The organism is Sphingomonas sp. CV7422 (assembly GCF_027945725.1).
Lineage (GTDB): Bacteria > Pseudomonadota > Alphaproteobacteria > Sphingomonadales > Sphingomonadaceae > Sphingomonas > Sphingomonas kyungheensis.
Genome location: NZ_CP115900.1, coordinates 796414 through 817043 on the forward strand (window position 1 = coordinate 796414; position 20630 = coordinate 817043).

Sequence of the window (20630 nt, forward strand, 5' to 3'; positions counted from 1 at the left end):
ATGAAGCTCCGCCCCACTGGACCCCGGCCTCCGCCGGGGTGGTGTAACGGGAGGAAGGGCGACGATCCTTCCAAGGAATACGCGAAGGCAGGCGCTCGATCGCCACACGATCCGCCGGCCTGCCTGGCTCTGGATTCCCGCCTGCGCTGGAATACGGGTGCTCGCGACATCGTCGCTCCGACCTTCACGGTGCTCCCGCGGAAGCGGGAGCCCAAGGTCGAGCAGCGCTACGCCTGCACCCTGCCGTTCGCGAAAGCGCAAGACCGCGCCCCTCACTGCGGCAGCTCCGCCGGATCGAGCGGGATCGTCTGCGCGATCACCGCGGCGGCGCGCGCACGTACGGCGGGCGGGGCGGCGATCAGGCCGCGGCGGACGAGCGGGCCGTCCGGTCCCCAGGCGACGGCATAAGCGGCGAGGAAGTCGCGCAGGCCGGGAATGGCGCGCAGGTGCGCGACCTTGACGTAGAGATAGAGCGGCCGCGAGCCCGGATAGGCGCCGGCGGCGATCGTCGCATAGCTCGGCGACACGCCGTTGATCGCGACGCCGTTCACCGTGCCGGCATTCTGTTCGAGATAGCTGTAGCCGAACACGCCGATCGCCTGCGGATTGGCGGACAGTTTCTGGACGATCAGATTGTCGTTCTCGCCGGCGTCGACATAGGCGCCGTCCTCGCGTACCCGCGTGCACAAAGCGGCATGCGCGGCGGGATCGTGCTGCGCGAGCCGGCGCGCGCGCGGATCGATCGCCTCGCAGCCGCGGGTCAGGATCAGTTCGGCGAGCGCGTCGCGCGTTCCGCTGGTCGCGGGCGGGCCATAGACCTGGATCGGCGTCGCCGGCAGCGCCGGATTGACGTCGCGCCAGACGCGCGCGCGATTGGGCTGGCCGAGCGGCGTCGCGGCGAGCGCGCGATACAGGTCGGAGGGGGTCAGCTGCATTCCCGGCCCGGTCTTCGCCTCGGCGAAGGCGATGCCGTCGATGCCGATCTGCACCTCCATCAGCGCGCCGACGCCATGCGCGGCGCAGGCGGCATATTCGCTGCGCTTCATCCGTCGCGAGGCATCCTCGATATCGGGATGCGCGGCGCCGAGGCCGGCGCAGAACAGCCGCATGCCCGCGCCGGTACCGGTCGATTCGATCACCGGGGCCTTGGCGTCGGGATGGTTGGCGACATAGGTTTCGGCGACGAGCGTGGTGAAGGGATAGACGGTCGACGATCCGACCGCGGTAATCTGGTCGCGGGCACCGCCGCCGCCGCCGTTCGCCTGATCCTGGCAGCCGCCGAGGACGAGCGCCCCGGCAAGCAGCGGACCAAGAAAGAAACTGCGCATCGATTCCCCGCGAACGGCCCCCGTGCCGCTACATCCGCCTGTGTGACGGTTTCGTTACCCTTTGATGACAGCGCCCGCGTCGGCCGCCGCCGGCGGCAACATGACGGTGACGCTGGTGCCGACGCCGACCTTGCTGACGATGTCGAGCCGCCCGCGGTGCCGCTCGACGATATGTTTGACGATGGCGAGGCCGAGCCCGGTGCCGCCGACGCTGCGGCTGCGACCCGGATCGACGCGGTAGAAGCGTTCGGTGAGCCGCGGGATATGCTGCGGCGCGATCCCTTCGCCCTCGTCGGTGACGGCGAGGCGCAGCAATCCCGATGGATCGCGGCCGAGCGTCGCGGTCACCGGCGTGCCGGCGCGGCCGTATTTCATCGCATTGCCGATCAGATTGTGGATCAGCTGCGACAATTGCGCCTCGTCGCCGACCACCTCGGGCAGATCGACGTCGATCGTGACATGGACGTCCTGCGCCCGCGGACTATGCGCGGCGGCGATCTCCGCGGCGACGTCCTCGAGCAATTCGCTGAGCGAGACGCGCTCGTCGGGCATGCGGTATTTCTCCGCCTCGATCCGGCTGAGCGAGATGAGATCCTCGACCAGCCGCTGCATCCGCCGCGCCTCGGAAAACATCACGTCGAGGAAGCGGCGGCGCAGGCCGGGATCCTCGCCCGCCTCCTCGTTGAGCGTCTCGATGAAGCCGAGGATCGAGGCGAGCGGGGTGCGCAATTCGTGGCTGGCGTTGGCGACGAAGTCGACGCGCATCTTCTCCGCAGCGTAATTGCCCGACTGGTCGACGAGATGGACGATGCGCGCGCCGTCCGCGGTCTCGCCGGTGCGCATCTCCCAGCGCTGGTCGGGGCTGCCGAGCCCGACCAGCTCGACCGGGCGGCCGGGCAGCGGCGCGGTCGAGCTCAGCCGGTCGGCGGCGGCGGGATGGCGGATCGCGACGCGCACGTCCTCGCCGACGATATGCCGCCCGAGCAGCCCGCGCGCGGTGGTGTTGGCGCAGGTGACGACGCCGCCGCGGACGAGCAGCACCGGCTCGGCGATGACGTCGAGCACTTCGCCGAGCAGCAGATTGGCGTCCGGCCCGGCGGTGCGCGTCGTCGCGATCCCCTGGTCGCCGCGCCCCATCGCCGCGAGCGCGGCGGCGATCGCGCCGACCAGCGCGATGCCGGCGCCGTCGGGCCGCCCGTCGACCAGCAACACCCCCGCCGCGGTGCCGCAGGCGATGCCGAACGCACCGCTGAACCGTTGGACGAATCGGGAAGCCATGAGCGACTCGCTAGCCGAGCTTGGCGGCGGCGGGGAGGGGGTGTGTGCGGCGCTTCTGCGGGGCGCCCTTTCGCGCCCGATCCGAGCTCGCCTTGCCGACTGCGTCACCCCGGACGGGGTCCGGGGTCCACCGTGCCGCAAAACCAACGCCTTGTACTTCTGCGAGACCACGCCAGCGCTCCTACGCACGCAGGAGCCCAGGGTTGGAAAGGGTCTCAGTCGTTGCTCTGTTTGCCCCTGGGTTCCTGCTTTCGCAGGAACACTTTGACGTCGAGCTCCGACGTCCACTTACACGAAGCACGCGCTCCTGCGGGATCCGACGCCGACCGAGCGGATCCGTTCGCCGGCCTCACCCGGACCGCCAAATCCTTACCCGTCCCGCAACCGTACATTGCTCGCGCTTGCCAGTGGTTAGCGAATGTGAAAGGCAGTGGCGCTAGCGGGGTGGCATGACTGACGAGACGCCGGACGACGGCCCTATGCAAGCGCAGGCGCAGCCGGACGAGGCCGGCGTGGCGAGCCGGCGGCGCGTGCTGATGCTCGGCGCGGTGACCGCGGGCGCGGTGGTGTCGATCCGTCCGGCGCTGGCGCAGACCGCGGGATCGGTGATGACCTGCGAGATCCCGGTGCCCGATCTCGGCCGCGCCGGCCAGTTCATCGATGCCGAGGGCAATGTCGTCCCGTCCGGCACCAAGGGGGCGTTCCCGCCGGTGGCGCGCCCGTTCAAGGGCGAGGAGGTCAAGCGCGCGCTCCGCGGCGCCCAGCTGCCGGGGACGACCTATGAGAGCAGCCGCGCCTATGTAAATTACATCCGCCGGCTGCAGCGGGGGCAGGGGGGCTTCACCTGCTTCGCCTCGCTGCAGATGCCGCGCGGCTGAGCCATGCGCTACCGCGCCCCGGATGCCGCGGCGCTGCTGACCGCGGAGCTCGACGCGTTCACCGCGATCTTCCACCGCCCGTCGGGGATCACGCATCTGCTCGCCAGCCCGGCGCGCGAGATCCTCGCGCTGCTCGGCGAGGAGCCGCTCGACGGCGACATGCTGCTGGCGCGGCTCGCCGACCGCTACGACGTCGCCGATGCGACGCGCGACGCGCTCGCCGCGCGGCTCGACGAGCTGGTCGTCGCGGGGCTGGTCGAGCCGCTATGAGGCACCAGTTCACCGTCCGCATCGGCCCGATCGGCTTCCGCGTCGGCAGCGACTGGGCCGCGCCGATCGCGGCGTTGCAGGACCTGTACCGCTATTACCCCTCGCCCAATCTGCCCGACTTCACGGTGCGGCTGGAGGCGACCCACTGGTGGCGGCGCTGGCTGCGGCCGTCGATCCGCATCGGCGGCGATTACATGCTGCCCGAGGCGGCGCCGCTGCCGCTCGGCTTCGGGCTGCTCGCGGCCGAGATGGCGATGAACCTGCAACTGGCGCTCGGCGGTCGGCGTTACCTGTTGCTCCACGCCGCCTGCGTCGCGCGCGATGGCGAGGCGCTGCTGCTCACCGGCGAATCGGGGGCGGGCAAGTCGACGCTGGCGACGCTGCTCGCGGCGCGCGGCTGGCGCTTCCTCAGCGACGAATTCGCGCTGATCGATCCCGAGACGGGGCTGGTCCATCCGTTCCCACGGCTGATCAGCCTCAAGAATGCCGCCATCGCCACCGCGATCGCCGCACGGCCGGATGCCAAGCTCGGGCCCCTGCTCGTCGGCACACCGAAGGGCGACATCCGCCATATGGTGCCCGATGCGCTCGCGGTCGGCGCGATGGACGAGCCGGCGCGGCCGGCGCTACTGCTCTATCCGCGCCACGGCTTCGCCGCCGAGACGCGCGGCGTGCCGCCGGCCGAATCGTTCGTCCGGCTGACCCAGGCCTCGACCAATTACGTCGCGATGGGCGAGGCGGGGTTCACCGCGCTGACCCGGCTGGTGCGCGCGGTGCCGGCCCAGGCGATCGACTATCCCGACGGCGCCACCGCGATCGACCAGGTGGAGGCGCTGTGGCGGACGCGCTGATCCTCGCCCGTGCGCTCGCCGATCCGCAGTCGCTGGCGCTCGATACCGACTGGATCGGGCTGATCACCACCGCGCGGGCGGAGCAATTGCTCGGCACGCTCGCCTATCGGCTCGACGGATTGCCCTTGCCCGAGGATGTCGCGCTGCTGCTCGCCGATGCGCGTGCCTCGGCGGAGAACGGGCGCCGCGCCGCCCTGTGGGAGGCGGAGATGGCGCGGCGGGCGCTGGCGCCGCTCGATTGTCAGGTGGTGCTGCTCAAGGGCACCGCCTTCGTCGCCGCCGGGTCGCTCGCCGGGCGCGGGCGGTCGATCGGCGATTGCGACATCCTCGTGCCGCGCGCGGCGCTCGACCGGGTCGAGGCGGCGCTGCTCGCCGCCGGGTGGGAATGGGTCAAGCCCGACCCTTATGACGATGCCTATTACCGGCGGTGGATGCACGAGCTGCCGCCGCTGATCCACCGGACGCGCGACCGGATGATCGACGTGCACCATACCATCCTGCCGCCGACCGCGCGCATCACCCCCGACGCGGCGGCGCTGCTCGCCGATGCCGAGCCGCTCGGCAACGGTCTGTCGGTGCTGTCGCCGCGTGATCTGATCGTCCACGCCGCGGCGCATCTGTTCGCGGACGGCGACCTTGCCGGCGGGCTGCGCAACCTGTGGGACATCCACTGCCTGATCGACGATCATGGCAGCGACGGCCTCGCCGCGCGCGCCGCACATCATGGTCTCACCCGCGAGACGGCACGGGCGCTGCGGCTGTGCCACCGGCTGTTCGATACGCCGGTCGCGCCGGAGCATCGCGATCTCAGGGGCGGCGACGCGCTCTACCTGCGCCGGGTGCTGGCGCGTGACGACTGGGGTCGGCCGATCCGCCCGGCGACCCGCTTCGCGTTCTACGTCCGCTCGCACTGGCTGCGCATGCCGCCGGCGATGCTCGCGCGGCATCTGTGGACCAAGTGGCGGCGTTGAATTGATTCACGCGGAGGCGCGGAGGCGCGGAGGCGATGCGCTCGTGGCGCCGCAGGCTCTCCAATCCGTCCCCTTTTGATCCGAGCTGCCGCATCCCCGACCGCGACCTCTCCGCGCCTCCGCGCCTCCGCGTGAAAAAAGGAGCGTGATCGGGGCCTTCGCTATTCGGATGCGAATCTGCGCATGTCCCGCCGGCAGGGTGACTCACGCGAAGACGCAAAGATGTCGTATGCGTGGCACCGCAGGCTTTCGCCTCCCGCCGATGCTTCAGCGCTGCCGCGCCCCTGAGCGCAACACCTTCGCGTCTTCGCGTCTTCGCGTCTTCGCGTCTTCGCGCGATTACCGTGGCGGCGAGGCGAGCCGTTCCAACGTCGGCACCAGCTCGGCATAGCCGTCGATCACCGCATCCGCGCCGAGCGCGTCCACCGGCTGCGTCAGGAAGCCGAACGCGCAGGCGATCGTCGGCAGCCCCGCCGCCTGACCGGCGCGGATGTCGAACAGCGAATCGCCGACGAACGCCGCGGTGCCGCCGCCGCAGCGCGCCAGCATCTCGTAGATCGGCTTGGGGCTCGGCTTGGCATTGCCCGGCCCCATCGTATCGCCGCCGATGATGCAGGCGAACCGCGCCGTCAGGCCGAGCGCGTCGAGCAGCTTGCGCGCCAGCGCCTCGAGCTTGTTGGTCACCACCGCGATCCGTGCGCCGCGCGCCGCCAGCGTGTCGAGCGCCGCGATCATGCCGGGAAAGGGGCGGGTCAGATCGGCGATATGCGCCTCGTAATGATCGAGCAGCAGCCGGTGCAACCGGTCGAGCGTCGCTTCGTCGCAGCCGCCGGTCGCCGCCATGCCCTGTGCCAGCATCGCGCGCGCGCCGCCGCCGATCATCGGCCGCACCGCCTCGACGCTCAGCGCCGGACGGCCGACCGAGGCGAGCGCGTGATTGACCGCGGCGGCAAGGTCGCCGCTGGTGTCGAGCAGCGTCCCGTCGAGGTCGAAGCCGACGATGTCGAACGGCGCGGCGGGCGAGGGGCGGGATGAAATCGGCGTCATGCCCGCGCGGCGGTGACGCGTCGCTCTGGAAATGGCAAGCCTTCCGTGGCAGTCGCTGCGCATGACCCAAGCTCTCGCCGTCATCATCCTCGCCGCCGGCAAGGGTACGCGGATGCAGTCCGATCTGCACAAGGTGCTCCACCCGATCGCCGGGCGGCCGATGCTGCTCCACCTGATCGATAGTCTCAACCGCGCCGGCGCGACGCGGCGCGTCGTCGTCGTCGGCGCCTCGGGCGAGCAGGTCGAGGCGGCGGTGGCGAGCACCGGGGTCGAGATCGCCTGGCAGCGCGAGCAGCTCGGCACCGCGCATGCCGCCCTGCAGGCCAAGGCGGCGCTCGACGGGTTCGACGGCATCGCGATCGTCTGTTTCGGCGATACGCCGCTGCTCGCCAGCGACACCGTCGCGCGGCTGGCGGCGCGGCTCGAGGCGCCGGACGCGCCGACCGTCGCGGTGCTCGGCTTCCGCCCCGCCGATGCGCGCGCCTATGGCCGGATCATCGCGGCGAGCGACGGCACGATCCGCAAGATGGTCGAATATAAGGACGCGAGTCCCGCCGAACGCGCCGTCGACCTGTGCAATTCGGGCGTCACCGCGGTGCGCACGCGCGACCTGTGGCGGCTGCTCGAATCGGTCGGCAACGACAATGCCGCGGGCGAATATTATCTGCCCGACGTCGTCATGCTGGCGATCGCCGAGGGTGGCCGCGCGGTGTGCATCGAGACCGGCGAGGTCGAGGTCGCCGGCATCAACAGCCGCGGCGAACTCGCCGCGGTCGAGGCGGGCTGGCAGGCGGAGCGCCGCGCGCAGGCGATGGCGGCGGGCGCGACGCTGATCGCGCCCGAGACGGTGTGGTTCGCGCACGACACCGTCATCGGCCGCGACGTGGTGATCGAGCCGCATGTCGTCTTCGGCCCCGGCGTCAGCATCGCCGACGGCGCGACGATCCACGCCTTCAGCCATGTCGAGGGCGCCTCGGTCGGCCCGAAGGCGGAGGTCGGCCCCTATGCGCGGCTGCGCCCCGGCGCGGTGCTCGGCGCCAAGGCCAAGGTCGGCAATTTCGTCGAGATCAAGAAGGCGACGGTCGGCGAAGGTGCCAAGGTCAACCACCTGTCCTATGTCGGCGATGCGAGCATCGGCGCCGCCGCCAACATCGGCGCCGGGACGATCACTTGCAATTACGACGGCTTCTTCAAGTATAAGACGCAGATCGGCGCGGGCGCGTTCATCGGGTCGAATTCGGCGCTGGTCGCGCCGGTGGCGATCGGCGACGGCGCGATCGTCGCGGCGGGATCGGTGGTGACGCAGGATGTCGAGGCCGGCGCGCTGGCGCTCGTCCGCCCGCCGCAGGTCGCCAAGCCCGGCTGGGCGACGCGCTTCCGCGCGATGATGGCGGCGCGCAAGGGTGGTGGGTGATATCACTGCGTGATATCATACCGGCATGACCCGCGTGCTCGCCGACATCCCAGCCGATGATCTGCAATGGCTCGATCAGCGCGCCGCCGCGCTCGGCCGGTCGCGCGCGGCGATGCTTCGTGAGGCGGTATCGACGTTCCGGGCGCAGTCCCAGTCGGAGGACGGGGACTGGCTCGATCGCGGGTTCGGATTGTGGAAGGACCGCACCGATATCGGCGATGCCGTCGAATGGCAGCGGCGCGAACGGGCCAGCTGGACGCGACCGTGGGACGATGATTACGAAGCGGTCAAAGCGGAATTCCCCGATCTGTTCGACGCCGAGGACGACCGGCAACGCCAGGTCTATCTGGACATGGTGGCCGGTCGCTATCCCGAGCCGATCTATCCCGATCCGGCATGATCACTGCGACCTTCGATTCGAACATCGTCATCGATGCTCTGGCGGGCTTCATCCCGGCCCGTGAAGAGATTCGGCGCGCCCGCGACGCCGGCGGCGCCTGGGTCAGTCGGATGGTCTGGGTGGAAGTGCTCGCCAAAGGCATGCCGGAGTTGGTGCGGGAGGCGGAGGCGTTCCTGCATGGCTTCAACGTCGATGAGATCGATGCCGATATCGCCCTGCGCGCCGCGGCGTTGCGCCGCGAACGCTTGCGGCTGAAATCGCCGGATGCGATCATCCTTGCCAGCGCAATGCGATATGGTCGCACTCTTGTTACTCGAAATATTCGCGATTTTCCGGCATCCATGCCGGGCATCCGCGTCCCCTACCTGATCTGAAGGCAGTACCGACTATGTGTGGAATCGTTGGAATCGTCGGCACGGAAGACGTCGCGGAGCGCCTGCTCGACGGGCTGCGCAGGCTCGAATATCGCGGTTACGACTCGGCCGGGATCGCCACCGATCATGACGGGGCGATCGAGCGGCGGCGCGCCTCGGGTAAGCTCGTCAACCTGACGCGCGAGCTCGCCGCGCATCCGCTGCCCGGCACCACCGGCATCGCGCACACGCGCTGGGCGACGCACGGCGGCCCGACCACCAACAACGCCCACCCGCATGCGACCGACGAGGTCGCGGTCGTCCACAACGGCATCATCGAGAATTTCAAGCCGCTGCGCGACGAGCTGATCGCGCGCGGCCGCGTCTTCACCAGCGAGACCGATACCGAGGTGGTCGCGCATCTGGTCAGCGAGAAGGTCGAGGCGGGGCTCGATCCGATCGCCGCGGTGCGCGAGGTGCTGCCGCGGCTGCACGGCGCATTCGCGCTCGCCATCCTGTTCCGCAAGCATCCCGAACTGCTGATCGGCGCGCGGCTCGGCTCGCCGCTGGTGGTCGGCCATGGCGAGGGCGAAACCTATCTCGGCTCGGACGCGCTCGCGCTCGCGCCGCTGACGCAGCGGATCGCCTATCTCGACGAGGGCGACTGGGTGGTCTGCACCGCCGAGGGCGCGCAGGTCTATGATCGCGACAACCACCCCGTCGAGCGGCCGATCACCATCTCCGGCGTCACCGGAGAGCTGATCTCGAAGGGCAATCACCGCCACTATATGCTCAAGGAGATCTACGAGCAGCCGATCGTCGTCGCGCAGACGCTGCGCTCCTACCTCCAGCGGATGGAGGAGCGGGTCACGCTGCCGATCCCCGATTTCGACCTCGGCGCGATCAAGCGCGTCACCATCGTCGCCTGCGGCACCAGCTTCTACGCGGGCATGGTCGCCAAATATTGGTTCGAGCAGTTCGCGCGCGTGCCCGTCGATCTCGATGTCGCCTCCGAATTCCGCTACCGTGCGCCGGTCATGGAGCCGGGCGGGCTGATGATCGTCATCAGCCAGTCGGGCGAGACCGCCGATACGCTCGCCGCGCTGCGCCACGCCAAGAGCGAGGGGCAGAAGATCGCCGCGGTGGTCAACGTGCCGACCAGCTCGATGGCGCGCGAGGCGGACCTGCTGCTGCCGACGCATGCCGGGCCGGAGATCGGCGTCGCCTCGACCAAGGCGTTCACCTGCCAGCTCGCGGTGCTCGCCGCGCTGGCCGCCAACCTCGCGCAGGTGAAGGGGCAGCTCAAGCCGGGCGAGGAGAAGCAGATCGTCCGCCACCTCGGCGAGGCGCCGGCATCGCTCAACGCCGCGCTCGCCTATGACGAATCGATCCAGGAGATGGCCGGGGTCATCGCCTCGGCGCGCGACGTCCTCTACCTGGGGCGCGGCACCGATTATCCGCTGGCACTGGAGGGCGCGCTCAAGCTCAAGGAGATCAGCTACATCCACGCCGAAGGCTATGCCGCGGGCGAGATGAAGCACGGGCCGATCGCGCTGATCGACGAGAATGTCCCCGTCATCGTCATCGCGCCGTCGGGGCCGCTGTTCGAGAAGACCGTCAGCAACATGCAGGAGGTGCAGGCGCGCGGCGGCAAGGTCGTGCTGATCAGCGACTATGACGGCATCCAGGCGGCGGGCGAGAATTGCGTCGCGACGATCACCATGCCCAAGGTGCATCCGCTGATCGCGCCGCTCGTCTATGCGGTCCCGGTGCAGCTGCTGGCCTATCACGTCGCGGTCGCCAAGGGCACGGATGTCGATCAGCCGCGCAACCTCGCCAAATCCGTCACGGTGGAGTGAGGCGCGGATCCCCGCACGTCTGGCGTCGCGACCCGATACGCGCCTCGGCCACGCAGGCGCGCGGCGGCGCTGCCAGCTCCGGGATGCTGTCCCGGTCGAGCGCGTCCACCAAGGCGGAGATCTGGTCGCCCGTACCGGCACGAGGCACTGCGAGGAACGGTCGGGATCGGCGGTGATCGGTTGACGCGCGGACGTCAGGGGACGGGCGCTTGGCCGTGCCCCCCGTCGAAGGCGGTCAGGATCGGGCAGGGGCCGGCATCGCCATTGCCGCATTCCTGCGCGAGACGCCGAAGAGCCGTTCGGGCCGTTTCGAGATGGGCGATCTGCGCGTCCAGCGCCGAGAGCCGCTCGATGGCGAGCGTGCGCGCCCGCGCGCGATCGTCGGTGGCATCGAGCGCCAATAGCTCGTGGATCTGCTCGAGCGTGAAGCCGGCCGCCTGGGCGCAGCGGATGAAGCGCAGCCGCCGGACGTCGGACGGGCCATAGCGGCGGATGCCACCGCCGCTGCCCGCGCCGCGCGGTCGGTCCGGCGTGTCGAGCAGACCGCGCCGCTGGTAAAACCGGATCGTCTCGACGCCCACGCCGCCCTCGGCGGCAAGCGTCGCGATCGTCATGGAAGACACGCCTTGACTCCGTACCGTGGTACGGCCCCTATATAAGGGCCGATCACGCATGGGAGAAGATACATGCCGGCCGCGACGAAGAAGGCGATCCTCTATCGTATGGTGATGCCGACCCACGTCTGCCCCTATGGGTTGAAGGCAAAGGATCTGCTGCAACGACGCGGCTTCGCGGTCGAGGATCACTGGCTGACGACCCGCGAGGAGACCGACGCCTTCAAGGCGCAGCATCATGTCAAGACGACGCCGCAGACCTTCATCGCGGGCGAGCGTGTCGGCGGCTATGACGACGTCCGGCGGTTCTTCGGCAAGGCCGTCGCCGACCCGAAGGCGGTGACCTATCGCCCGGTGGCGGTGGTGTTCGCGATGACGGCGCTGATGGCGCTCGCCGCGAGCCAGGCGGCGTTCGGTGCGCCGCTGACGCTGCGCGCGGGCGAGTGGTTCATTGCCTTCTCGATGTGCGTCCTCGCTTTGCTCAAGCTCCAGAACGTCGAGCGGTTCGCGACGATGTTCCTCAACTACGACCTGCTGGCCAGACGCTGGGTGCCCTATTCGTACGTCTATCCCTATGCCGAAGGCCTGGCAGGGGTGCTGATGGCGGCGGGCGTGCTGACCTGGCTGTCGGTGCCGATCGCGCTGGTGATCGGGACGATCGGCGCGGTGTCGGTGATCAAGGCGGTCTACATCGACCGGCGCGAGCTGAAATGCGCCTGCGTGGGCGGGGATAGCAGCGTGCCGCTCGGCTTCCTGTCGTTGACCGAAAACGTGATGATGGTCGTCATGGCGCTGTGGATGGCGTTCGCCGCTGCGCCTTGATCCGGCGCGATCCGGCCGACCGTCGTGCCGCCACGGCCTGCCCTTTCGGCTCGCACCGACGCTGCGCTGCCGGCCGACCGTCGGCCTCTATCCGGCGATGACGTTCCTCGGGCCGCGGTTCGGCCTTCGGCTCCGAAGGTGTTCGTACGCGGTCGGGGAACGCCGCCCGGTGCGGGGGATGGGCGGGATCGGGATCGGGCCGGCGCATGAAAAAGGGCAGGGAAGCCGTGTCGCTTCCCTGCCCCTGTTCTCGTCCTGCGAAGGGATCAGCCCTCGGCGGTGTCCGAAGCGGCACCGGCGGCCTGCGTCTCCGCGACCTCGGCGTCGAGCGCCTCGTCGGCGGCGGTCGGCACCGTCGGCGGCACGATCGTGGCGATCGCGAAGTCGCGGTCGTCGATCGCCGGCTTGGCGCCCTTGGGCAGCGCGACGTCACTGATGTGGATCGAATCGCCGATCTCGCGGCCCTTGAGCGAGATGGTGATCTCCGACGGGATGTCCGCCGCGTCGACGATCAGCTCGACCTCGTGACGGGTGATGTTGAGCACGCCGCCCTGCTTGATGCCGCGGCATTCCTCTTCGTCCGCAAACACGACCGGCACCGCGACGGTGACTTCGGTATGTTCACCGATGCGCAGGAAGTCGACGTGCACCGGACGATCGGTGACCGGGTGGAAGGCGACGTCCTTGGGCAGCGTCCGCTCGCCGGCGACCATGATCACCGAGGTCATGAAGTGACCGGTCATCAGCGCCTTGGTCAGCGCCTTCTCTTCGAGGTGAACCGCCGTCGGTTCCTTGTTCTGGCCGTAGATCACGGCGGGGACGCGGCCGTCACGACGCAGCGCCCGGGAGGCTCCCTTGCCAACCCGGTCGCGCGTCTCGGCTGCGAGCGTAATGGTGTCGCTCATCAGATTACCTTTTCAAAACGTGCTAAAGTCCGTTCCCGCGCCACGCCTCCAGGGATGACCATGGAGCGGAAGCGGGCGCGCATAGCGGAGAGTGCGCCAAAACGCAAATTCCTCCCCGGCACGGGGAGGGGGACCAGCGTAGCTGGTGGAGGGGGCTCTCCTCCCGCGCAGGCGGCTGTTACCTGCGAGGGGGTGTGGGCCCGGTAATGAGCATCACAAGTGGTGCCGCTTGCGGCAAGCCCCCTCCACCACGCCCTGCGGGCGCGGTCCCCCTCCCCGTGCCGGGGAGGATTGACTCAGTATTTCACCCGTTCCGCCTTGACGCCCAGCTTCGCCAGTTGCGCCTGCACCGAGTCCGGCCCGGCGAGGTGCCCCGCGCCGACCGCGATGAACACCGTCCCCGGCCGCGCCATCCGCTGCTTGATCCACGCCGCCCAGCGCGCGTTGCGATCGGTGAGCAGCACCTTGGCGACCTCGGGCGAGCTCTTCAGCTCGTCGTTCATTTCGGCGGCGAGCGCATCGGGATCGCCCTTCGCCCAATCGTCGACCATCGCCGCCATCTGTTGGTCGAGCTTGGGCAGTTCGTCGACGGTGCTGACCAGGAAGTCGAGCTGCGCCTTGTCCGACAGGCTGCCGAAGAAGCCGAGCTGCTGTTCGGCGGTCTCCAGCCCGGTCAGCGGCTTGTTCGCCTGTTTGGCGGCGGCGGTGATCACCTGTTCGGGGCCGTTGCTGCTGTCGTAGCCGAGCTTGGACAGCGGCGCGACCGACAGCTGCGTCGCCGCCAGCCACGGCTTGAACGTGTCGAGCGCATTGGCGGGCAGGCCGAGGTTGGTCACCGCGGCGGTGAAGGCGGCGCGCTTGTCGGCGGGCAGGCGCTCGGTCAGCGGCGGCGTGCCCTTGGCGGCGACGCCGGTCGCCTGCACCAGGCCCTGCATCGCCGCGGGGTCGGGCATGACGATCTCCAGCTTGACCTCGTCCGACCGGTCGAAGGCGGTCTTCACCGCCTCGTCGAACCAGGTCAGGCCCGGCTTGAGCACGTGGATGGTGCCGAACAGGTAGACGGTCGTATCCTTGTCCTTGACCACCCACAGCGCCGGATCGGCATCGTTGGCGGCGCGCGCGGGCGCGGCGGGACGGGCGCAGGCGGGCAGGGACAGGCAGAGCGCAATCGCCGACAGTGCAGCGCCAAGGGGACGTATCATGCGGGGGATCTATCCATCATCGGGTCGTGTCACCCCAAGCTAATGCCGCGCCGCACCACTTGCTAGACGCTGTCGCATCGGCCAAAGCCTCGACCGATGGCAGCCGCACCTCTCTCCTTCCAGAAGATGATCCTGACGCTCCATGACTATTGGAGCGACCGGGGTTGCGTGATCCTCCAGCCCTACGACATGGAAATGGGCGCGGGCACGTTCCACACCGCGACGACGCTGCGCGCGCTCGGTCCCGATGCGTGGAACGCCGCCTTCGTCCAGCCGTGCCGCCGCCCGACCGACGGCCGCTATGGCGAGAACCCCAACCGGCTCCAGCATTATTATCAATATCAGGTGATCCTCAAGCCGAGCCCGCCCGATCTGCAGGAGCTGTACCTCGGCAGCCTCGCGGCGATCGGCGTCGACATGACGCGGCACGACATCCGCTTCGTCGAGGATGACTGGGAAAGCCCGACGCTCGGCGCCTGGGGCCTCGGCTGGGAGGTGTGGTGCGACGGGATGGAGGTGACGCAGTTCACCTATTTCCAGCAGATGGGCGGGTTCGACATGAAGCCGGTCGCGGGCGAGCTGACCTACGGGCTCGAACGGCTGGCGATGTACATCCAGGACGTCGACAACGTCTACGATCTCGCCTTCAACGACGCGGGCGTCACCTATGGCGACATCTTCCTCGAGAACGAGCGGCAGATGTCGACGTGGAATTTCGAGGTCGCCGACACCGCCAGCCTGTTCGACCTGTTCCGCAAGGCGGCGGCGGAATGCGAGAACAGCCTCGCCGCCGGGCTGGCGATCCCCGCCTATGAACAGGCGATCAAGGCGAGCCACACGTTCAACCTGTTGCAGGCGCGCGGTGTGATCTCGGTGGCGGAGCGCCAGGCCTATATCGGCCGTGTCCGCGATCTTGCCAAAGGCGCCTGCGCGGCGTGGATGGAGAAGAACGGGTGGGCGGCGTGACCATTCCTCCCCGGCACGGGGAGGGGGACCGTCGCGCGCAGCGCGATGGTGGAGGGGGCTCTCCGCGCTCGCTTCGCCCCGAAACCGCCACTGCCCGCAAATTGCGCAAGTCGATGAGCCTGCCCGAAGTGCTGCTCTGGCAGCGGCTCAAAGGTCAACAGGCTGGCGCAAAGTTCCGCAAGCAGCATCCGGTCGGCCCCTATGTCGCCGATTTTTATTGCAGCGCGACCCGCACGATCGTCGAAGTCGATGGCGAAGCGCATGACCGCGCCGATCGGCCGAGCCGGGATATCGCGCGTGATGCCTTCTTGATCGAGAACGGGTATCGTGGTCTGCACATCCCCGCAAAGGACGTGCTGAAAGATGCCGACGCCGCTGCTGACGCGATCGCAGCGCTTGCGGCCAACCCCCTCCACCACCAGCCTGCGGCTGGCGGTCCCCCTCCCCGTGCCGGGGAGGATTGAGAAGATGATGACCGACTTCCTCCTCGAACTGCGTTCCGAAGAAATCCCTGCGCGGATGCAGGACAAGGCGCGGGACGATCTCGCCCGGCTGTTCGCCGCCGAACTGGGCAAGGCGGGTCTCGCCGCCGGATCGCTCGTCACCTATGCGACGCCGCGGCGGCTGGTGTTGATCGCGCGCGACCTGCCGGCCGAGACGCAGGCGGTGTCCGAGGAGCTGAAAGGCCCCAAGGCGAGCGCGCCGCCGCAGGCGCTCGAGGGCTTCCTGCGCAAGACCGGGCTGACCCGCGAGGCGCTGACCGAGCGCGACGGCGTGCTCTATGCGATCACCGAGCGGCCCGGCCGCGCCACCACCGACGTGCTCGCCGAGGCGATCCCGGCGATCATCCGCGGCTTTCCCTGGCCCAAGTCGATGCGCTGGGGCGCGGCCTCCGCCTCGACCGAATCGCTGCGCTGGGTGCGGCCGCTGCACGGCATCGTCGCTCTGTTCGGCGAGGATCTGGTCGAGGTCGAGATCGCCGGCATCCGGTCGGGCGTCGCGACCTTCGGGCACCGCTTCCACCATCCCGGCCAGATCACGATCGGCTCGGCGGCGGATTATGTCGAGAAGCTGCGCGCCTGCCACGTCATCGTCGATCAGGACGAACGCCGCGCGCTGATCCGCGAACGGGCGATGGCGCTGGCGACCGAGGCCGGACTCGTGCTGGTCGAGGACGAGGGGCTGGTCGCCGAGAATGCCGGGCTGACCGAATGGCCGGTGCCGCTGCTCGGCCGGTTCGATCCCGACTTCCTGTCGGTGCCGCCCGAGGTGATCCAGCTCACCGCGCGGGTGAACCAGAAGTATTTCGTCTGCCGCGATGCCGAGGGCGCGCTCGCCAATGCCTTCGTCTGTACCGCCAATATCGAGGCGACCGACGGCGGCGCGCAGATCGTCGAGGGCAATCGCAAGGTGCTCGCGGCGCGGCTGTCGGACGCGCGCTTCTTCTACGAGACCGACCTCAAGACGCCGCTCGAGACGCAGGCGACGAAGCTGGCGAACATCGTCTTCCACGAGAAACTGGGGACGGTGGCGGACAAGGTCGATCGCGTCGCGACGCTCGCGCGGTGGCTGGTGGAGGAGGGGATAATCCTCCCCGGCACGGGGAGGGGGACCGGCGAAGCCGGTGGAGGGGGGGTGCCACAGGCGCCATCGCCCGCGGAAGCCCCCCTCCACCACCGGCCTGCGGCCGGCGGTCCCCCTCCCCGTGCCGGGGAGGAGCATGTTGCGCTCGCCGATATGGCGGAGCGGGCGGCACGGCTCGCCAAGGCGGACCTCGTCACCGGCATGGTCGGCGAATTTCCGGAATTGCAGGGCCTGATCGGCGGCTATTATGCCGCCGCGCAGGGCGAGCCCGACGCGGTCGCCGAAGCGGTGCGCGATCATTACAAGCCGGTCGGACAGGGCGATGCGGTGCCGGCCGCGCCGGTGACGGTGGCGGTGGCGCTGGCGGACAAGCTCGACAGCATCACGCAGTTCTTCGGTGCCGACCTGCGTCCCAGCGGATCGAAGGACCCGTTCGCGCTGCGCCGCTCCGCCCTCGGCGTGATCGCGCTGATCCTCGACAACGGCCTGCGCTTTCCGCTCGGCACCGCGGTGGACCGGGGCGTGCTCGACTTCTTCGCCGACCGGCTCAAGGTGCAGCAGCGCGAGGCGGGCGTCCGCCACGATCTGATCGACGCGGTGTTCGCGCTCGGCGGCGAGGACGATCTCGTCCGGCTGCTCGCGCGGGTCCATGCCTTGCAGGCTTTCGTCGCGACCGAGGACGGCACCAACCTGCTCGCCGGCTACAAGCGCGCCGCGAACATCCTCAAGAAGGAGGGCGTTCCCGATCGGGAGGCGGCAGTCGCCAGCTACGCGCCCGAACCCGCCGAAGCCGCACTGATCGCCGCACTCGACGCGGCCGAGCCCAAGGCGGCGGCGGCGATCGAGGCGGAGGATTTCGAGGGCGCGATGGCGGCGCTCGCCTCGCTGCGTGCGCCGATCGACGCGTTCTTCGACGACGTCACCGTCAACGACGCCGATCCCGCCAAGCGCGCCGCCCGGCTCCAGCTGCTCGACCGGGTCCGCGCCGCCGTTCATACGGTCGCCGATTTCAGCAGGATCGAGGGGTAGCGGCCCGATCCGACATGCTTTCCATCCTCCCCGGGGCAGGCATCCAGCGCAGTGAAGGATTAGCGATGACCCAATACGTGTACCGCTTCGGTGGCGGCGTTTCGGACGGTGGGAAGGGCGACAAGAATCTGCTCGGCGGCAAGGGCGCGAACCTTGCCGAAATGGCGTCGATCGGCCTGCCGGTGCCGCCGGGCTTCACCATCTCGACCGCGATGTGCACGCGCTATTACGAGGAAGGCGAGCAATTCCCGCAAAGCCTGCGGGACGAGGTCGCCGCCGGCATCGCGCATATCGAGGGGATCACCGGCAAGGCGTTCGGCGATCCGGCCAATCCCTTGCTCGTTTCGGTCCGTTCCGGCGCACGCGTGTCGATGCCGGGGATGATGGACACGGTGCTCAACCTCGGCCTCAACGACGCGACCGTCGAGGGGCTCGCCGCCCGCTCCGGCGACGCGCGCTTCGCCTGGGACAGCTATCGCCGCTTCATCCAGATGTATGCCGACGTGGTGCTCGAACTCGACCATGGCGCATTCGAGGAAGCGCTGGAGATCGCCAAGGAAGACAACGGCTTCACCCTGGATACCGAGCTGAGTGCCGACGATCTGCGCACGCTGGTCGGCGAATATAAGGCGCTGGTCGCGGCGGAATGGGGCAAGCCCTTCCCGCAGGACGTCCACGATCAATTGTGGGGCGCGGTCGGCGCGGTGTTCGGATCGTGGCAGTCGGAGCGCGCCAAGGTCTACCGCCGGCTCAACGACATCCCCGCCGACTGGGGTACCGCGGTCAACGTCCAGGCGATGGTGTTCGGCAATATGGGCGAGACCTCGGCGACCGGCGTCGCCTTCACCCGCGATCCGTCCAAGGGCGACCGCGCCTATTATGGCGAATTCCTGATCAACGCGCAGGGCGAGGACGTGGTGGCGGGCATCCGCACGCCGCAATATCTGACCCGCGCCGCGCGCGAGGAAGCGGGCGCCAAGCCCGCGTCGATGGAAGAGGCGATGCCCGCGGTCTATGCCGAGCTGGCCGCGGTGTTCGACCGGCTCGAAACGCATTACCGCGACATGCAGGACATCGAGTTCACCGTCGAACAGGGCAAGCTGTGGATGCTCCAGACGCGATCGGGCAAGCGCACCGCCAAGGCGGCGCTCAAGATCGCGGTCGACATGGCGAACGAGGGGCTGATCAGCCGGAACGAGGCGATCCTGCGCGTCGATCCGATGGCGCTCGACCAGCTGCTCCACCCGACGCTCGATCCCAAGGCGCCGCGCGACGTCATCGCCAAGGGCCTGCCCGCCTCGCCGGGCGCCGCCTCGGGCCGCGTCGTGTTCGACGCCGACAGCGCCGAGAAGCGCAAGGCGGCGGGGGAATCGGTCATCCTCGTCCGCGTCGAGACCAGCCCGGAGGATATCCACGGCATGCATGCCGCCGCCGGCATCCTGACGGCGCGCGGCGGCATGACCAGCCACGCCGCGGTGGTCGCGCGCGGCATGGGCCGGCCGTGCGTCTCGGGCGCGGGGTCGCTGTCGATCTCCGCCAAGGACAAGGTGATGAAGGTCGCCGGTCGGACGATCGGCGAGGGCGACACGATCACCATCGACGGCACCAGCGGCGAGGTGATGTTCGGCTCCGTCGCCACCGTCCAGCCCGAGCTCGCCGGCGATTTCGGCGTGCTGATGGAATGGGCCGACGGCGTGCGCCGGCTCAAGGTGCGCGCCAATGCCGAGACGCCGCTCGACTGCCAGACCGCGCGCGACTTCGGCGCCGAGGGCGTCGGCCTCTGCCGCACCGAACATATGTTCTTCGACGCCGACCGGATCACCGCGGTGCGCCAGATGATCCTCGCGCAGGACGAGGCGGGGCGTCGCGCCGCGCTCGCCAAATTGCTGCCGGCGCAGCGCAGCGACTTCACCGCGATCTTCGAGGTGATGGCGGGGTTGCCGGTGACGGTGCGGCTGCTCGATCCGCCGCTGCACGAATTCCTGCCGCACGAGGAGAATGAATTCGCCGAGGTCGCCGCGGCGGCCGGCGTCGATATCGAGCTGCTCAAGCGCCGCGCCACGGAGCTGCACGAATTCAACCCGATGCTCGGCCATCGCGGCTGCCGGCTCGGCGTCACCTATCCCGAGATCTACGAGACGCAGGCGCGGGCGATCTTCGAGGCGGCGCTCGACGTCGCAGCCAGGTCGGGGAAGGCGCCGATCCCCGAGGTGATGATCCCGCTGGTCGCCACCAAGCGCGAGCTCGACCTGATGAAGGCGGTGGTCGACAAGGCGGCGCAGGCGGTGTTCGCCGAGCGCGGCACGACGATCGACTATCTCGTCGGCACGATGATCGAGCTGCCGCGCGCCGCGCTCAAGGCGGGTGAGATCGCCGAGACGGGCGAGTTCTTCTCGTTCGGCACCAACGACCTGACCCAGACCACCTTGGGCGTCAGTCGCGACGATGCGGCGCGCTTCCTCGGCGCCTATGTCGAGCAGGGCATCTATGCCAAGGACCCGTTCGTCAGCCTCGACGTCGAGGGCGTCGGCGAGCTGGTCGAGCTGGCGGCGGAGCGCGGGCGCAAGACGCGGCCCGACATCAAGCTCGGCATCTGCGGCGAACATGGCGGCGACCCGGCGAGCATCGCCTTCTGCGAGAAGGTCGGGCTCGATTACGTGTCGGCCTCGCCCTATCGCGTGCCGATCGCCCGGCTGGCGGCGGCGCAGGCGGCGTTGCGCTAGGCCTCCGTGCTCCGGCGCATGCAGGAGCCCAGGTGCGCTGTTTGGCCCTGGGTTCCTGCGGGCGCAGGAACACCGCGTCACATTGACCACGCCGCGCCCGCCCCGCTATCGCCGCGGCACAGACAGGAGAGTCACG

At 69.4% G+C, this 20630-nt stretch carries 19 protein-coding genes; 13 read left to right on the forward strand and 6 right to left on the reverse strand.

What is annotated here, in order from left to right; genetic code table 11:
• Positions 1-272: 272 nt before the first annotated feature.
• Entirely contained in the window at positions 273-1328 is a 1056-nt protein-coding gene (locus tag PBN85_RS03840; protein WP_271300206.1) for a substrate-binding domain-containing protein, read from the reverse strand.
• A 54-nt stretch (positions 1329-1382) separates the two neighbouring features.
• Positions 1383-2606, reverse strand: a complete 1224-nt coding sequence (locus PBN85_RS03845) for an ATP-binding protein (protein ID WP_037534708.1) — start codon at positions 2604-2606, stop codon at positions 1383-1385.
• A 449-nt stretch (positions 2607-3055) separates the two neighbouring features.
• Between PBN85_RS03845 and PBN85_RS03850 the strand changes: the two genes are divergently transcribed.
• Genes PBN85_RS03850 through PBN85_RS03865 form a run of 4 tightly spaced genes read left to right on the forward strand, consistent with a single transcriptional unit; the run spans position 3056 to position 5576 of the window.
• On the forward strand, positions 3056-3484 hold the full coding sequence (locus tag PBN85_RS03850; protein ID WP_037534707.1) for a hypothetical protein: 429 nt from the start codon (positions 3056-3058) through the stop codon (positions 3482-3484).
• 3 nt (positions 3485-3487) lie between these two features.
• A complete protein-coding gene (locus PBN85_RS03855; RefSeq protein WP_037534705.1) occupies positions 3488-3754 on the forward strand; it encodes an HPr-rel-A system PqqD family peptide chaperone in 267 nt (88 codons plus the stop codon).
• The gene (locus tag PBN85_RS03860; protein ID WP_271300207.1) at positions 3751-4605 is read left to right on the forward strand and encodes an HprK-related kinase A; all 855 of its coding nucleotides are present in this window, start codon (positions 3751-3753) and stop codon (positions 4603-4605) included. The genes PBN85_RS03855 and PBN85_RS03860 overlap by 4 nt, the downstream gene beginning before the upstream one ends.
• Complete coding sequence (locus PBN85_RS03865) at positions 4590-5576, forward strand: nucleotidyltransferase domain-containing protein (protein WP_271300208.1); 987 nt, start codon at positions 4590-4592, stop codon at positions 5574-5576. Before PBN85_RS03860 ends, PBN85_RS03865 begins: the two co-directional genes overlap by 16 nt.
• Before the next feature lie 339 nt (positions 5577-5915).
• On the opposite strand, the gene PBN85_RS03870 is transcribed toward PBN85_RS03865, so the two are convergent.
• Positions 5916-6623 carry an HAD family hydrolase gene (locus PBN85_RS03870; protein ID WP_037534700.1) on the reverse strand — a complete coding sequence of 236 codons (708 nt, stop codon included), beginning with the start codon at positions 6621-6623 and terminating at the stop codon, positions 5916-5918.
• Positions 6624-6684: 61 nt separating this feature from the next.
• On the opposite strand from PBN85_RS03870, the gene glmU reads away from it, so the two are divergent.
• Genes glmU through glmS form a run of 4 tightly spaced genes read left to right on the forward strand, consistent with a single transcriptional unit; the run spans position 6685 to position 10649 of the window.
• Complete coding sequence (gene glmU, locus PBN85_RS03875; protein ID WP_037534788.1) at positions 6685-8037, forward strand: bifunctional UDP-N-acetylglucosamine diphosphorylase/glucosamine-1-phosphate N-acetyltransferase GlmU; 1353 nt, start codon at positions 6685-6687, stop codon at positions 8035-8037.
• A gap of 25 nt (positions 8038-8062) precedes the next feature.
• Positions 8063-8437, forward strand: a complete 375-nt coding sequence (locus tag PBN85_RS03880; RefSeq protein WP_271300209.1) for a ribbon-helix-helix protein, CopG family — start codon at positions 8063-8065, stop codon at positions 8435-8437.
• On the forward strand, positions 8434-8811 hold the full coding sequence (locus PBN85_RS03885; RefSeq protein WP_037534696.1) for a PIN domain-containing protein: 378 nt from the start codon (positions 8434-8436) through the stop codon (positions 8809-8811). Before PBN85_RS03880 ends, PBN85_RS03885 begins: the two co-directional genes overlap by 4 nt.
• A 14-nt stretch (positions 8812-8825) precedes the next feature.
• Positions 8826-10649 carry a glutamine--fructose-6-phosphate transaminase (isomerizing) gene (glmS, locus tag PBN85_RS03890; RefSeq protein ID WP_037534695.1) on the forward strand — a complete coding sequence of 608 codons (1824 nt, stop codon included), beginning with the start codon at positions 8826-8828 and terminating at the stop codon, positions 10647-10649.
• A 194-nt stretch (positions 10650-10843) separates the two neighbouring features.
• On the opposite strand, the gene PBN85_RS03895 is transcribed toward glmS, so the two are convergent.
• Entirely contained in the window at positions 10844-11263 is a 420-nt protein-coding gene (locus tag PBN85_RS03895) for a MerR family transcriptional regulator (RefSeq protein ID WP_271300210.1), read from the reverse strand.
• A gap of 72 nt (positions 11264-11335) precedes the next feature.
• Here PBN85_RS03895 and PBN85_RS03900 point away from each other — a divergent pair, with 72 nt between their 5' ends.
• The gene (locus PBN85_RS03900; RefSeq protein ID WP_271300211.1) at positions 11336-12085 is read left to right on the forward strand and encodes a glutaredoxin; all 750 of its coding nucleotides are present in this window, start codon (positions 11336-11338) and stop codon (positions 12083-12085) included.
• 266 nt (positions 12086-12351) lie between these two features.
• Here PBN85_RS03900 and PBN85_RS03905 read toward each other — a convergent pair whose 3' ends face one another.
• Together PBN85_RS03905 and PBN85_RS03910 are read right to left on the reverse strand one after the other, a co-directional pair.
• On the reverse strand, positions 12352-12990 hold the full coding sequence (locus tag PBN85_RS03905) for a 50S ribosomal protein L25/general stress protein Ctc (RefSeq protein ID WP_037534659.1): 639 nt from the start codon (positions 12988-12990) through the stop codon (positions 12352-12354).
• A gap of 296 nt (positions 12991-13286) precedes the next feature.
• Complete coding sequence (locus tag PBN85_RS03910) at positions 13287-14192, reverse strand: TraB/GumN family protein (RefSeq protein WP_037534658.1); 906 nt, start codon at positions 14190-14192, stop codon at positions 13287-13289.
• Between the two features lie 96 nt (positions 14193-14288).
• Here PBN85_RS03910 and PBN85_RS03915 point away from each other — a divergent pair, with 96 nt between their 5' ends.
• The 4 genes from PBN85_RS03915 to ppdK all read left to right on the forward strand — a co-directional run bounded on the left by PBN85_RS03915 (position 14289) and on the right by ppdK (position 20494).
• Positions 14289-15158, forward strand: a complete 870-nt coding sequence (locus tag PBN85_RS03915) for a glycine--tRNA ligase subunit alpha (RefSeq protein WP_271300212.1) — start codon at positions 14289-14291, stop codon at positions 15156-15158.
• The gene (locus PBN85_RS03920) at positions 15155-15622 is read left to right on the forward strand and encodes an endonuclease domain-containing protein (RefSeq protein ID WP_333781843.1); all 468 of its coding nucleotides are present in this window, start codon (positions 15155-15157) and stop codon (positions 15620-15622) included. The genes PBN85_RS03915 and PBN85_RS03920 overlap by 4 nt, the downstream gene beginning before the upstream one ends.
• Positions 15623-15629: 7 nt before the next feature.
• Positions 15630-17771, forward strand: a complete 2142-nt coding sequence (gene glyS / locus PBN85_RS03925) for a glycine--tRNA ligase subunit beta (protein ID WP_271300213.1) — start codon at positions 15630-15632, stop codon at positions 17769-17771.
• 65 nt (positions 17772-17836) lie between these two features.
• Positions 17837-20494, forward strand: a complete 2658-nt coding sequence (gene ppdK, locus PBN85_RS03930; RefSeq protein ID WP_037534656.1) for a pyruvate, phosphate dikinase — start codon at positions 17837-17839, stop codon at positions 20492-20494.
• Positions 20495-20630 lie beyond the last annotated feature (136 nt).

What these genes read in the sequence shown, in the direction of transcription:
- PBN85_RS03870 (WP_037534700.1), bottom strand. Translation starts at nt 6,623, where the DNA reads ATGACGCCGATTTCATCCCGCCCCTCGCCCGCCGCGCCGTTCGACATC.
- glmS (WP_037534695.1), top strand. Translation starts at nt 8,826, where the DNA reads ATGTGTGGAATCGTTGGAATCGTCGGCACGGAAGACGTCGCGGAGCGC.
- PBN85_RS03905 (WP_037534659.1), bottom strand. Translation starts at nt 12,990, where the DNA reads ATGAGCGACACCATTACGCTCGCAGCCGAGACGCGCGACCGGGTTGGC.
- PBN85_RS03880 (WP_271300209.1), top strand. Translation starts at nt 8,063, where the DNA reads ATGACCCGCGTGCTCGCCGACATCCCAGCCGATGATCTGCAATGGCTC.
- PBN85_RS03900 (WP_271300211.1), top strand. Translation starts at nt 11,336, where the DNA reads ATGCCGGCCGCGACGAAGAAGGCGATCCTCTATCGTATGGTGATGCCG.
- ppdK (WP_037534656.1), top strand. Translation starts at nt 17,837, where the DNA reads ATGACCCAATACGTGTACCGCTTCGGTGGCGGCGTTTCGGACGGTGGG.
- PBN85_RS03885 (WP_037534696.1), top strand. Translation starts at nt 8,434, where the DNA reads ATGATCACTGCGACCTTCGATTCGAACATCGTCATCGATGCTCTGGCG.
- PBN85_RS03855 (WP_037534705.1), top strand. Translation starts at nt 3,488, where the DNA reads ATGCGCTACCGCGCCCCGGATGCCGCGGCGCTGCTGACCGCGGAGCTC.
- glmU (WP_037534788.1), top strand. Translation starts at nt 6,685, where the DNA reads ATGACCCAAGCTCTCGCCGTCATCATCCTCGCCGCCGGCAAGGGTACG.
- PBN85_RS03840 (WP_271300206.1), bottom strand. Translation starts at nt 1,328, where the DNA reads ATGCGCAGTTTCTTTCTTGGTCCGCTGCTTGCCGGGGCGCTCGTCCTC.
- PBN85_RS03860 (WP_271300207.1), top strand. Translation starts at nt 3,751, where the DNA reads ATGAGGCACCAGTTCACCGTCCGCATCGGCCCGATCGGCTTCCGCGTC.
- PBN85_RS03915 (WP_271300212.1), top strand. Translation starts at nt 14,289, where the DNA reads ATGGCAGCCGCACCTCTCTCCTTCCAGAAGATGATCCTGACGCTCCAT.
- glyS (WP_271300213.1), top strand. Translation starts at nt 15,630, where the DNA reads ATGACCGACTTCCTCCTCGAACTGCGTTCCGAAGAAATCCCTGCGCGG.
- PBN85_RS03850 (WP_037534707.1), top strand. Translation starts at nt 3,056, where the DNA reads ATGACTGACGAGACGCCGGACGACGGCCCTATGCAAGCGCAGGCGCAG.
- PBN85_RS03845 (WP_037534708.1), bottom strand. Translation starts at nt 2,606, where the DNA reads ATGGCTTCCCGATTCGTCCAACGGTTCAGCGGTGCGTTCGGCATCGCC.
- PBN85_RS03910 (WP_037534658.1), bottom strand. Translation starts at nt 14,192, where the DNA reads ATGATACGTCCCCTTGGCGCTGCACTGTCGGCGATTGCGCTCTGCCTG.
- PBN85_RS03895 (WP_271300210.1), bottom strand. Translation starts at nt 11,263, where the DNA reads ATGACGATCGCGACGCTTGCCGCCGAGGGCGGCGTGGGCGTCGAGACG.